Origin of the sequence: Pseudomonas sp. RC10 (assembly GCF_038397775.1) — a bacterium.
Classification (GTDB): Bacteria; Pseudomonadota; Gammaproteobacteria; order Pseudomonadales; family Pseudomonadaceae; genus Aquipseudomonas; species Aquipseudomonas bambusae.
In genome coordinates this window covers 6,360,632-6,374,167 of record NZ_CP151650.1, presented here as the reverse complement: position 1 = coordinate 6,374,167, position 13,536 = coordinate 6,360,632, and the positions used below count along the sequence as shown (strand labels likewise).

General features: G+C 59.9%; 7 protein-coding genes. All 7 read left to right on the top strand.

Annotated features, from left to right (window positions below):
* Positions 1-353: 353 nt before the first annotated feature.
* The gene (gene gltB, locus AAEO81_RS28565) at positions 354-4,799 is read left to right on the top strand and encodes a glutamate synthase large subunit (RefSeq protein WP_166596124.1); all 4,446 of its coding nucleotides are present in this window, start codon (positions 354-356) and stop codon (positions 4,797-4,799) included.
* Between the two features lie 119 nt (positions 4,800-4,918).
* Positions 4,919-6,337 (top strand): FAD-dependent oxidoreductase, encoded by a 1,419-nt coding sequence (locus AAEO81_RS28560; RefSeq protein ID WP_341960471.1) that lies wholly within the window; start codon positions 4,919-4,921, stop codon positions 6,335-6,337.
* Positions 6,338-6,707: 370 nt separating this feature from the next.
* The gene (gene hemE / locus AAEO81_RS28555; RefSeq protein WP_341960469.1) at positions 6,708-7,772 is read left to right on the top strand and encodes a uroporphyrinogen decarboxylase; all 1,065 of its coding nucleotides are present in this window, start codon (positions 6,708-6,710) and stop codon (positions 7,770-7,772) included.
* Between the two features lie 353 nt (positions 7,773-8,125).
* Positions 8,126-9,577, top strand: a complete 1,452-nt coding sequence (locus AAEO81_RS28550; protein WP_341960467.1) for a lytic polysaccharide monooxygenase — start codon at positions 8,126-8,128, stop codon at positions 9,575-9,577.
* 30 nt (positions 9,578-9,607) lie between these two features.
* A complete protein-coding gene (locus AAEO81_RS28545) occupies positions 9,608-10,177 on the top strand; it encodes a type II secretion system protein N (protein ID WP_341960465.1) in 570 nt (189 codons plus the stop codon).
* Positions 10,178-10,263: 86 nt separating this feature from the next.
* Entirely contained in the window at positions 10,264-12,072 is a 1,809-nt protein-coding gene (gspD, locus tag AAEO81_RS28540) for a type II secretion system secretin GspD (protein ID WP_341964643.1), read from the top strand.
* Positions 12,069-13,535, top strand: a complete 1,467-nt coding sequence (gene gspE, locus AAEO81_RS28535) for a type II secretion system ATPase GspE (protein ID WP_341960464.1) — start codon at positions 12,069-12,071, stop codon at positions 13,533-13,535. Before gspD ends, gspE begins: the two co-directional genes overlap by 4 nt.
* Position 13,536 lies beyond the last annotated feature (1 nt).

Sequence of the window (13,536 nt, the reverse complement as noted above, 5' to 3'; positions counted from 1 at the left end):
GCAGCGACCTTATCCGGGTCGCTCGCTTGGCTCCCCAATTTCAACGCATGAGCGTGCTGACAATGAGCAGCGCGCCTTGCGGTGTCTGCGTCTCAGACATGCATTGAACTTTGGGCTCTCTTTGGTCAGACTCGCAACAAAGCTCTGGCTAGCATGAGAATCGATAAAAACCTTTCACGAATGCGACATGAATTTGCGACATTTCGTCGCTAAATTTGTGAGGCTTTGTGTCGGTGTGTACAATGACCTCCCTTTTGCTCCCGCAAAGCCGGCGTACGTTCGGCGTGGACGGTAAATGGCTGAATTGAAAAGAAATTTGTCTCGATAAGAGGCAGCCTGGTGAGAATGTGTCTATGAAAGCAGGTCTGTACCAACCAGAAGAATTCAAGGATAACTGCGGCTTCGGCTTGATTGCCCATATGCAGGGCGAGCCCAGTCATCATCTGTTGCAGACGGCGATTGAAGCCCTGACCTGCATGACCCACCGTGGTGGGATCAACGCCGACGGCAAGACCGGTGACGGTTGCGGTCTGTTGATTCAAAAACCAGACACGTTCCTGCGTGCCGTGGCTCACGAGCACTTCGGTGTCGAGCTGCCGCGCCAGTATTGCGTGGGCATGGTGTTCCTCAACCAGAACGACGCCAAGGCCGAAGCCGCTCGCGAGAACATGAACCGCGAAATCCTTGCGGCCGGTCTGACCCTCGTAGGTTGGCGTCAGGTGCCGATCGACACAAGCGTCCTCGGGCGTCTGGCGCTGGAGCGTTTGCCGAAAATCGAGCAGGTGTTCATCGGCGGTGAAGGCCTGAGCGATCAGGAATTCGCGATCAAGCTGTTCACCGCACGTCGCCGTTCGTCGGTGTCCAACGCCGCTGATACCGACCACTACATCTGCAGCTTCTCGCACAAGACCATCATTTATAAAGGCTTGATGATGCCGCGTGACCTCACGGCATTCTATCCAGACCTCAACGACGAACGCCTGCAAACCGCCATCTGCGTGTTCCACCAGCGCTTCTCGACCAACACCCTGCCGAAGTGGCCACTGGCTCAGCCATTCCGCTTCCTCGCCCACAACGGCGAGATCAACACCATCACCGGTAACCGCAACTGGGCTCAGGCCCGTCGCACCAAGTTCACCAACGATCTGATGGACCTCGATGAGCTGGGGCCGTTGGTCAACCGCGTCGGCTCCGACTCTTCGAGCATGGATAACATGCTGGAGCTGATGGTGACTGGCGGGATCGACCTGTTCCGTGGCGTGCGCATGCTCGTGCCGCCAGCGTGGCAGAACGTCGAGACCATGGACCCGGATCTGCGTGCTTTCTACGAATTCAACTCCATGCACATGGAGCCGTGGGACGGCCCGGCCGGTATCGTGATGACCGAAGGTCGCCACGCAGTCTGCCTGCTCGACCGCAACGGTTTGCGTCCAGCGCGTTGGGTCACTACCAAGAATGGCTACATCACCCTCGCGTCGGAAATCGGCGTCTGGAACTACACCCCCGAAGACGTCATCGCCAAGGGCCGTGTCGGTCCGGGCCAGATCTTCGCCGTGGACACCGAAACCGGCCAGATCCTCGACACCGACGCCATCGACAGCCGTCTGAAGTCGCGCCATCCGTACAAGCAATGGCTGCGCAAGAACGCGCTGCGCATTCAGGCGACGCTGGAAGACCACGACCATGGTTCGGCGTTCTACAACCCGGATCAGCTCAAGCAGTACATGAAAATGTTCCAGGTCACGTTCGAAGAGCGTGATCAGGTGCTGCGTCCGCTGGGTGAGCAGGGCCAGGAAGCCGTGGGCTCCATGGGCGACGACACCCCAATGGCCGTGCTGTCCCGCCGTGTGCGCACGCCGTACGACTATTTCCGTCAGCAGTTCGCGCAGGTCACCAACCCGCCGATCGACCCGCTGCGTGAAGCCATCGTCATGTCGCTGGAAGTCTGCCTCGGTGCCGAGCGCAACATTTTCCAGGAGTCGCCTGAGCATGCGTCCCGCGTGATCCTCAGCTCGCCGGTCATTTCCCCGGCCAAGTGGCGTTCGCTGATGACGCTGGATCGCCCTGGCTTCGACCGCGCCATCATCGACCTGAACTACGACGAAGCCACCGGCCTTGAAGCCGCTGTGCGCAACGTCGCTGATCAGGCGGAAGAAGCTGTGCGCGCCGGTCGCACCCAGATCGTTCTGAGCGACCGCCACATTGCCCCCGGCAAACTGCCGATCCACGCCTCGCTGGCCACCGGTGCGGTTCACCACCGCCTGACCGAAAAAGGCCTGCGCTGCGACAGCAACATCCTGGTTGAAACCGCGACAGCCCGCGATCCTCACCACTTTGCCGTGCTGATCGGGTTCGGTGCGTCGGCGGTCTATCCATTCCTGGCGTACGAAGTGCTGGGCGACCTGATCCGCACTGGCGAAGTGCTGGGCGACCTGTACGAAGTCTTCAAGAACTACCGCAAAGGCATCACGAAGGGCCTGCTCAAGATCCTGTCGAAGATGGGCATCTCGACCATCGCCTCGTATCGTGGCGCGCAACTGTTCGAAGCCATCGGCCTGTCCGAGGAAGTCTGCGACCTGAGTTTCCGTGGCGTCCCAAGCCGCATCAAAGGCGCACGTTTCGTTGACATCGAAGACGAGCAAAAAGCGTTGGCGGGCGAGGCCTGGAGTCCGCGCAAGCCGATCCAGCAAGGTGGCCTGCTGAAGTTCGTCTACGGCGGCGAATACCACGCGTACAACCCTGATGTCGTGGCGACGTTGCAAGCCGCCGTGCAGCAGGGCGACTACAGCAAATTCAAGGAATACACCGCGCTGGTGGACAATCGTCCGGTGTCGATGATCCGCGACCTGTTCAAAGTCAAGGAACTCGACACACCGCTGTCGATTGACGACATCGAGCCGCTGGAAGCGATCCTCAAACGTTTCGACTCGGCGGGCATCTCGCTGGGCGCACTGTCGCCTGAGGCTCACGAAGCGCTGGCCGAGGCGATGAACCGTCTGGGCGCACGCTCCAACTCCGGCGAAGGCGGCGAAGACCCTGCGCGCTACGGCACCATCCGCAGCTCCAAGATCAAGCAGATCGCGACGGGGCGTTTCGGGGTTACGCCTGAGTACCTGGTCAACGCTGACGTGTTGCAGATCAAAGTCGCGCAAGGCGCCAAGCCGGGCGAGGGCGGTCAACTGCCAGGCGGCAAGGTCAACGGTCTGATCGCCAAACTGCGTTATGCGGTCCCCGGCGTGACCCTGATTTCGCCGCCGCCGCACCACGACATTTACTCGATCGAAGACTTGTCGCAGCTGATTTTTGACCTCAAGCAGGTCAACCCGTCGGCGCTGGTCTCGGTCAAGCTGGTGGCAGAAGCGGGCGTTGGCACCATCGCCGCCGGTGTGGCCAAGGCTTACGCCGACCTGATCACCATTTCCGGCTACGACGGCGGCACCGGTGCATCGCCGCTGTCGTCGATCAAATACGCGGGCGCTCCGTGGGAAATCGGCCTGGCCGAAACCCACCAGACCCTGCGCGGCAACGACCTGCGCGGCAAGGTCCGGGTGCAGACCGACGGTGGTCTGAAAACCGGTCTGGACGTGATCAAGGCCGCCATTCTGGGCGCTGAAAGCTTCGGCTTCGGTACGGCGCCGATGATCGCGCTGGGCTGCAAATATCTGCGTATCTGCCACCTGAACAACTGCGCCACCGGCGTCGCGACTCAGAACGACAAGCTGCGCAAGGATCACTACATCGGCACCGTCGACATGGTGATCAACTTCTTCACCTACGTGGCGGAAGAAACCCGCGAGTGGCTGGCCAAGTTGGGCGTGCGCTCGCTGGAAGAGCTGATCGGCCGCACCGACCTGCTGGACATCCTGCCGGGCGAAACCGCCAAGCAGCAGCATCTCGACCTGACGCCTCTGCTGGGCAGCGATCACATCCCCGCAGACAAGCCTCAGTTCAGCCTCGTTGACCGCAACCCGCCGTTCGACAAGGGCCTGCTGGCCGAGAAAATGGTGGAGCTGGCCAAATCCGCCATCGAGTCCAAAGCCGGTGGCGAGTACGAGCTCGACATCTGCAACTGCGACCGCTCCATCGGCGCGCGGATTTCCGGTGAAATCGCCAAGCTGCACGGCAACCAGGGCATGAAAGACGCCCCGGTGACCTTCCGCTTCAAGGGCACGGCCGGTCAGAGCTTCGGCGTGTGGAACGCCGGTGGCCTGAACATGTACCTGGAAGGCGACGCCAACGACTACGTCGGCAAAGGCATGACCGCTGGCAAACTGGTGATCGTGCCGCCGAAAGGCAGCCCGTTCAAAACCCAGGACAGCGCCATCATCGGCAACACCTGCCTGTACGGCGCCACCGGTGGCAAGCTGTTTGCAGCGGGTACGGCAGGCGAGCGTTTCGCGGTGCGTAACTCCGGCGCCCACACCGTTGTGGAAGGCACGGGCGATCACTGCTGCGAGTACATGACCGGCGGTTTCGTCTGCGTTCTGGGCAAAACGGGTTACAACTTCGGCTCTGGCATGACCGGCGGTTTCGCCTACGTGCTCGACCAGGACAACACCTTCGTTGACCGGGTCAACCACGAACTGGTCGAGATCCAGCGCATCAGCGGCGAAGCGATGGAAGCCTATCGCAGCCACCTGGAGCGCGTGCTCGCCGAATACGTGACCGAGACGGATAGCGAATGGGGCCGTAATCTCTGGGAAAACCTGGATGACTACCTGCGCCGCTTCTGGCTGGTGAAGCCGAAGGCCGCCAACCTCAAGTCCTTGCTGTCGAGTACACGCGCTAACCCGCAATAAAGCAGCTGCAAGCGGCGAAGCTTCAAGCCGCAAGCTAACGGCAGTGCGCGAGTGCCTGCGAAACATGATTCTTGCAGCTTGAAGCTCGTCGCTTGAAGCTGCGACCAGAGGTTTGAAAAATGGCTGAACGTCTGAGTAATGACTTCCAGTTCATCGATGTCGGGCGCAAAGATCCGAAGAAGAAACTGTTGCGTCAACGCAAGAAAGAGTTCGTGGAAATCTACGAACCCTTCAAACCCCAGCAGTCGGCCGATCAGGCCCACCGCTGCCTGGGTTGCGGCAACCCGTACTGCGAATGGAAATGCCCTGTGCATAACTTCATTCCCAACTGGTTGAAGCTGGTGTCCGAGGGCAACATCCTCGCGGCCGCCGAGCTGTCGCACCAGACCAACACCCTGCCGGAAGTCTGCGGTCGCGTGTGCCCGCAGGACCGCCTGTGTGAAGGGGCCTGCACCCTGAACGACGGTTTCGGCGCGGTCACCATTGGTTCGGTGGAGAAGTACATCACCGACACCGCATTCGCCATGGGCTGGCGTCCGGACATGTCCCGCGTGGTGCCGACCGGCAAGCGCGTGGCAATCATTGGTGCAGGCCCGGCGGGTCTGGGTTGCGCCGACGTGCTCGTGCGTGGCGGCGTGACGCCGGTGGTGTTCGACAAGAACCCGGAAATCGGCGGTCTGCTGACCTTCGGTATCCCTGAGTTCAAGCTCGAAAAAAGCGTGCTGAGCCACCGACGTGAAGTCTTTACCGGCATGGGTATCGAGTTCCGCCTCAATACCGAAATCGGCAAGGACATCACCGTCGAACAACTGCTTCAGGAATACGATGCCGTGTTCATGGGCATGGGCACCTACACCTACATGAAAGGCGGCTTCCCAGGCGAAGACCTGCCAGGCGTGCATGACGCGCTCGACTTCCTGATCGCCAACGTCAACCGCAATCTGGGCTTTGAAAAGTCGCCGGAAGACTTCGTCGACATGAAGGGCAAGAAGGTCGTGGTGCTGGGCGGTGGCGACACGGCGATGGACTGCAACCGCACCTCGATCCGTCAGGGTGCCAAGGCTGTAACGTGCGCTTACCGTCGTGACGAAGAAAACATGCCGGGCTCGCGCAAGGAAGTGAAGAACGCCAAGGAAGAAGGCGTGAAGTTCCTCTACAACCGCCAGCCAATCGCCATCGTGGGTGAGGACAAGGTCGAAGGCGTCAAAGTCGTCGAAACCCGTCTGGGCGAGCCTGATGCGCGTGGTCGTCGCAGCCCCGAGCCGATTCCGGGCTCCGAAGAAATCATCCCGGCCGACGCCGTGGTCATCGCCTTCGGCTTCCGTCCAAGCCCGGCGCCGTGGTTCGAGCAGCACAGCATCGAAACCGATAGCCAGGGTCGCGTCGTGGCGCCGGAGCAGGGCAAGTTCAAGCACCAGACCAGCAACCCGAAAATCTTCGCGGGTGGCGACATGGTGCGCGGTTCCGACCTCGTCGTGACCGCCATCTTCGAAGGCCGTAATGCGGCTGAAGGGATTCTGGACTATCTGGGCGTTTAACAGCTGCAAGCTTCAAGCCGCAAGCTACAAGTAGACACGGTTGGCCTCGGCTAGCCGCTCAGGGCTTGAAGCTTGCGGCGGCAGAATCAAAGCAGCTCAGAGACAGGTTGCAGGCTTCACGTTGAAAGTGGTCCGGCTTTTACTTGAGGCTTGTGGCTTATTGCTGCAGTTCAGAGACAGGTTGCAAGCCTCAAGATGAACGCGGTCTAGCTTTTACTTGTGGCTTGAAGCTGATAACTTGAGGCTGCTCTTCTGGCTTGTAGCTGTTTTTGTGCGACAAATCGCCCCCATAGACAAAAGGCACGGTACTTACCGTGCCTTTTGCGTTGGTGTCTGAGAAAATGCCCGCACTTTTTTCCCGGATCCTGCCATGACTGCCCTGAAGAACGACCGTTTCCTTCGCGCCCTGCTCAAGCAACCCGTTGACGTCACGCCGGTATGGATGATGCGTCAGGCCGGTCGCTATCTCCCGGAATACCGCGCCAGTCGCGCCAAGGCCGGGGATTTCATGAGCCTGTGCATGAACCCGGCGTTCGCCTGTGAAGTCACCCTGCAACCGCTTGAGCGTTACCCGCTCGACGCCGCGATCCTGTTCTCCGACATCCTCACCGTGCCCGACGCCATGGGCCTTGGCCTGTACTTCGAGACCGGCGAAGGCCCGCGTTTCAAGAAGACCGTCAGCACCCTGGCCGACATCGAAGCGCTGCCGATCCCGGACGCGCAGAAAGACCTGGGCTACGTCATGGACGCGGTCAGCACCATTCGCCGCGAGCTGAATGGCCGCGTGCCGTTGATCGGCTTCTCCGGCAGCCCGTGGACCCTCGCGACTTACATGGTCGAAGGCGGCTCGTCCAAGGACTTCCGCAAATCCAAGGCCATGCTCTACGACAACCCGCAAGCCATGCACCTGCTGCTGGACAAGCTGGCGCAGTCGGTCACCGCGTACCTCAACGGCCAGATTCTGGCGGGCGCTCAGGCCGTGCAGATTTTCGACAGCTGGGGCGGCAGCCTCTCGGCGGCGGCGTACCAAGAATTCTCCCTGGCCTACATGCGCAAGATCGTCAGCGGCCTGATCCGCGAACACGACGGTCGAAAAGTCCCGGTGATCCTTTTCACCAAAGGCGGCGGCCTGTGGCTGGAAAGCATCGCTGACGCAGGGGCCGATGCGCTGGGCCTGGACTGGACCTGCGATATTGGCGAAGCCCGCCGTCGCGTCGGCAGCAAAGTTGCCCTGCAAGGCAACATGGACCCCACCGTCCTCTACGCCAACCCCCAGGCCATCCGCCAGGAAGTCGCCAACATCCTCAACAGCTACGGCAGCGGCACCGGCCATGTCTTCAACCTCGGCCACGGCATCACCCCTGAGGTCGACCCGGCCAATGCAGGCGCGTTCATCAACGCAGTGCATGAGTTGTCGGCGCAGTATCATCGGTAAATCGATACACAAATATCAAAACGCCCGGTAATGCCGGGCGTTTTTGTTTCTGCATTTTGTATCTGCATTTGAAAGCATATTCAAAGTGTTTGGTAACTTGCCTGTAGCAAATTAGCGAAAAGTCACTCATGTCGGCAGGGATGCTTCCTACATCTATAAAATTTTGTTGACGTAGACTTTGTGTCGCCTGTCATTGATTCACTCGCTTATATACCTGTTGTCGTTTTCGATGAAAGGAGATGGATGGGCACGATGAAGCGAGCTCACAAGATGGCTAAGTTACAGCTGAGTCCAGCAAGGGCGTGGCTGTTCCATGGAAAGTTCTGTAAGACAGAAAACAGGATGTATCAGTAATGTCCAGACTCACCGCTTTATCAGCCGGGGCATCGTCCCTCGCTCTCACCTTTTCATTGCTAACCCCCCAGCACGCCATTGCCCATGGCTATTTGAATGATCCTCCTTCCCGGGCATTCGCCTGCCAGAAAGGGTTGAACAAGGATTGTGGCGGCGCTCAGTACGAACCTCAAAGCGTGGGAGAAACCGCGAAAGGTTTTCCTGCCACCGGCGTACCCGACGGCAAAATCGCCAGTGGCGCCTTGTCGCAATTTGCTGCCCTGGATGTCCAGTCCGCTACGCGATGGCACAAAACCGAGATCAAAGATCGAACGGTCGCTTTCGATTGGTACTACAAAGCGACTCATCCGGCGACGAAGTACGAATATTTCATCACCCAAAACGGCTGGAACCCCAACGCCGAGCTCACTCGCAACTCATTTGATTTGACGCCCTTCTGCGTGATCGATGCGGGCGGCCGCTTGCCGACTGACAGTCCGCAGGGAAGCGAGGGCCCCGCGCGCGAAAAGCATTCCTGCCAGATTCCGGCTGACCGCAGCGGCCACCATGTCATTCTTGGGTTGTGGACCGTGCACGACACGCCCGGCGCGTTCCACAACGTGGTTGACGTGGACATCGTCGCCGAGGCCGAAACCCCGGACGGCTGGCGTCCCGTCGGCAACATTACTCCCCGCGACACTTTGTGGGTCGGCGACAAGGTCAAAGCGCGGGCGTTGATGGGAGAGGGCGAAAGCGCCGAATTCAGCTCACAGGTGAGTATCGCTGACGAGGACGAAGGGAAGCCCGAAAACTGGTCATTCAAGCTGGCCAGTCAAATCAACGACGCCCACACCCTGGTGCGCGCTGGCGTACGTGGTGACGACGGCGTCATTGCACCGATCAAAGGGACGAACACGCTCTACGCCAAGCAGGAAAGCGGAGTGAACCGCTACGAGCTACACATGGACCTAATAGAAGATGCGCAAGCAGAACTGGCCATTCAGCCTGTCGGGCAGGATCTCGAACTGGTGAAAGGCCGAGCAACGTTGCCGCTCGTGGTGACCGGAAACCGCACGATGAACGTCGAGGCCACGGTTTTCGACTCCAGCCATAAATCAGTGGGGGCCGCAGCCCAAGTCCTGACACCGGGCAGCACAACGATCAACATCGACCTGCGCAGCGCGCCCGGCGACCATCAAATCAAACTGATTGGCGTGACGCCTGATGGGCGTACCAGCCGCCAGGCCCTTGGGGGGCTGACGTTATCAGGAGAAGGGGGCGGTCAGGACTACGACGCCATTTATCCACAGGGCATGGAAACGTACACGGCGGGCACCACCGTTCTACAGCCAGCGGATGGCAACGTTTATGAGTGCAAACCGTTCCCGGCTTCCGGGTGGTGCGCCCAAAGTCCACATCATTTTGAACCAGGATCGGGCTCTGATTGGCAAGATGCCTGGATACTTCAATAAATAACGGCCGGCACTTGGAGCGGCGACATTGTGCTGCTTCAAGTGACCGTTTTGGGCATTGATGTGATGAGTTGGATAGCGCTCGTGAAGTCGTTTACACGTTTCCATGGCGTAACTATTTTGTGCCTCGCCACACTTGCTGGGTCTGGGTTTTATTTCGTGTTAGATGAAAAGGCTGTTCGCGCAGAGTTGGCGAAAGTTCCACCAGTGCTGCGCGAAAAGTCTCCGAGTACCACGCCGGTCGGCCCTGTAAGTGCAGGTGCGCTGTTAACTTCCATGGGATTCCAGGCAGATGGCAGGCTTCGGCAAAGTCCGGAGTCAGCGACCGTGCGTGGCCTGTTCATGGCTTCAAACGGATCGTCTACAGCTCTGCTGACTGTTGCGGGCCAGGATAGCCGCTACCGTCTCGGCGACCGCCTGCCAGGGGGCAGCGTATTGCAACGAATCGAGCCCGGTCGCGTTCTGCTGTCAAACCGGGGCGTTGATACGTTCCTGCCGTTATCGGTAAGTGGCTCTGCAACGCTGGTCACGACCGCCGACCCCAAGTCAACGGCGCTTGTGCATTTCAAACCGACTACTGCGATGTCCGAATCGCAATGAGGCGCCTGTATGCCCCGCCAGGTTGGTACATATGGCTGCTCTGCGTCGTGCTGTTCCTCTCGGAACTCAGGATTCCGAACGTTGCGATGGCCAGCGAACCCTCTTGGCAGTTGGCGATGAACGACGCCGATTTGCGAGATGTGGTGCGAGAGATGTCAGTCATTCTGGGCGCGACGATCGTGCTCGATCCGCGCGTGCAAGGGCGCATCACTGTTATGTCCGAACAGGCACTGGATCGAGAGGCCGTGCGCAGGCTGTTCTACTCCGTGCTGGATGCTCACCACTTCACGGTCATTGATCAGGGCGAGCGCATCCTGATCACCCCGGTTGCCGAGGGAAAGACACGCGCCAGCGAGGCCGATACTCGCGATGCCCAGAATGAACAGTTCGTCACCGAGGTATTCGCATTGAGTAACACCAGCGCGGCCGACCTTTCGACACTGCTGCGTCCGCTGGTTTCAGCCAATGGTTACGTAGGGCCTTCCGCGTCGAGCAACGCGTTGGTCATGACCGATGCGGCAGGCAACGTGCGGCGCATCAAGGGCATCGTCCGTCAATTGGACGCTGGTGAGAGCAACGGACATCTGGTCGTACAGTTGCAGCACGCCCTTGCCGAGCCTCTGGCCCGCGTCATTGAGCAATCCTTGGGCAAGCGAGGGGCAGAGAGCGGGGCTGTTGTGATCCCGGATGTGGGTCATAACCGTCTGGTACTTGTGGGGAGTGCCACGGTCCGACAGCGTCTGGGTGCATTGGCCCGAGACCTGGACACGCCCGCTTCGGTAAATGGTGACAATGCGAAGGTGATTCGGCTTCGCCACAGCGACGCTCGACAGCTGGCAGAGGTGCTGGACGGCATTGCGCCTGACCAGCAAGGTGAGCCTGGCACCGCATCCGAGTACAAAGCGACGGTCAAATCCGACGTGAGCCAAAACGCTTTGGTCATGATCGCTCAACCCTCCCACCTCCGCACGCTGGAGCAGGTGGTTCGGCAGCTCGACCAGCCTCGCTCGCAGGTGTTGATCCACGCGGCAATCATCGAGGTGTCGGGTGACATCGCCAATGCGCTGGGTGTGCAGTGGGGCGCGCAAAGAGGCGGAGGGCTTGGGGCAATCAATTTTCCCGGCGCCGGGATCGGTCTTCCAGGACTGGGGGCAGGGGACGTGAATTTGCCCGATGGGGCTCTGTTGCAGCTAGGCAACGACCGCTTCAGTGTGCTCATCAACGCCCTTGCAAGTGATACGCGTAACAACGTGTTGTCCACGCCAAGCCTGTTGACGCTCGATAATCAGGAAGCCGAAATCCTCGTTGGCCAGAACGTGCCTTTCAAGAGCGGCTCCTATCAGACCCCTGGCAGCGGTTCGGAGAATCCGTACACGACGGTGACCCGTCAGGACATTGGCATCAAGCTCAAGATTCGGCCTCACATCAACGACGGCGAAACGCTGCGTCTGGAGGTCGAGCAGGAAAACTCGGAGATCGCCAGCTCGGTTGAAGGCCTCAATGACCTGGTCATCAACAAGCGCTCGCTGAAGAGCGCGATTCTCGCCGACGACGGCCAGGTCATCGTCATCGGTGGGCTGATCAAGGACAACGTCCGCACCCGAGAAAGCGGCGTGCCGATGTTGCGCAGCATTCCATGGCTGGGCGCCTTGTTTCGCTGGACCAGCGATACCCGAGAGAAAACCAACCTGATGATATTTTTGCGCCCAACCATCGTTCGCAGCAACGCGGGGCTGACCGCACTCACCGATGATCGCTATGAATTGCTACGCAGTCTGGGCGACGGCACAGGCGCTAACTCGCTTTTGGTGCCTCGTGATGTGAAGCAGCTGTTCGATCACCGACCCGACGCCCCTGTCATTGATGCCGACAGAGACGTAAGAGGCCAGCCATGAGCATGACGTTACCTTTCGGTTTTGCACGCCGCGCCGGCGTGCTGCACGAGGTGCATCAGGGCACGGAGTGGCTGTCGATCCGGCCCGACACCCCTCTAACGGCCTGCGCAGAGGCCCAACGTCTGCTCGGTCCTCGTTTGTTGAAGTGGCAAATGCTTGACGAAGCAACGTTTGCATTGACCCTTGCCCGTCTTTACAGCGACGGCCAAACCGGGGTCGAAGACGTCGCTCAGGGGCTGGACGGTCAACTGGATTTGCTGGAAATCGCCGAGCAACTGCCGCAGACCGCTGATCTGCTGGAGCAGGAAGGCGATGCCCCGATCATTCGTCTGATCAATGCCGTGCTGGGTGAAGCCGTGCGCGAGCAGGCTTCGGATGTTCACCTCGAGACGTTCGAACACTGCCTGTCTGTGCGGATTCGAGTCGACGGGCAGTTACGTGAAGTGCTCAAGCCACGGCGAGAACTGGCAAACCTGCTGGTTTCCCGAATCAAGGTCATGGCGAGGCTGGACATTGCCGAGAAACGCATCCCCCAAGATGGACGCATGGCCTTGCGTCTGGCAGGGCGAGAAGTGGATGTCCGGGTCTCTACGCTGCCTTCGGCCCATGGAGAGCGTGTCGTCATGCGGCTGCTCGACAAAGGCAAAGGCAGTCTGGATCTGGTGACACTCGGGATGCCGGATGATACGCGGGCACAGTTCGAGCAGATCCTGAAGCGACCTCATGGGATCTTTCTGGTCACCGGGCCAACAGGCTCCGGAAAAACGACCAGCCTTTATGCCGCGCTGACCTGTCTGAACGACCAGACGCGCAACATCCTCACCATTGAGGATCCCATCGAATACCACCTGCCGGGCATCGGTCAGACGCCCGTCAATCCCAAGGTGCAGATGACCTTCGCACAAGGGTTGCGCGCCATTCTTCGGCAGGACCCCGATGTGGTGATGGTGGGAGAAATCCGCGACCGGGAAACTTCACAGGTCGCGGTGCAGGCCTCTCTGACCGGGCACCTGGTGCTCTCGACCCTCCACACCAATAGCGCGGCGGGAGCAGTGACACGCTTGCTGGACATGGGCGTCGACGCTTTTCTGCTGGCGTCGTCCTTGCTGGGCGTCCTCGCTCAACGGCTGCTGCGTACGTTGTGCGATCAGTGCAAGGTTTCCGAAATCGCAAGCGAAGCGGCGTGTGAGCGTTTGCGCATTGATCGGGACCAGCCGCCCAAGTTGTTCAAGGCCAGGGGCTGCGAGCACTGTCGGCAAGGTTATCGCGGACGCGTCGGTATCTACGAACTGATCACAGTGACGCCTCGGCTGGCGGAAATGATCCACCGGGGCGCCAGCGAGTCCGAGTTGGCGGGTGAAGCGCAGCAGCGTTCGCGCAGTCTGTTCGAGGACGGGCGTCGGCTGGTACTCGAAGGTCGCACCAGCCTGGATGAGCTGTTGCGTGTCACGCAGGAGCGGTGAG

Excerpts from the sequence above, each read along its gene's own strand:
- hemE (WP_341960469.1), top strand. The coding sequence starts at position 6,708 with ATGACTGCCCTGAAGAACGACCGTTTCCTTCGCGCCCTGCTCAAGCAA.
- AAEO81_RS28560 (WP_341960471.1), top strand. The coding sequence starts at position 4,919 with ATGGCTGAACGTCTGAGTAATGACTTCCAGTTCATCGATGTCGGGCGC.
- gspD (WP_341964643.1), top strand. The coding sequence starts at position 10,264 with ATGGCCAGCGAACCCTCTTGGCAGTTGGCGATGAACGACGCCGATTTG.
- gspE (WP_341960464.1), top strand. The coding sequence starts at position 12,069 with ATGAGCATGACGTTACCTTTCGGTTTTGCACGCCGCGCCGGCGTGCTG.
- gltB (WP_166596124.1), top strand. The coding sequence starts at position 354 with ATGAAAGCAGGTCTGTACCAACCAGAAGAATTCAAGGATAACTGCGGC.
- AAEO81_RS28550 (WP_341960467.1), top strand. The coding sequence starts at position 8,126 with ATGTCCAGACTCACCGCTTTATCAGCCGGGGCATCGTCCCTCGCTCTC.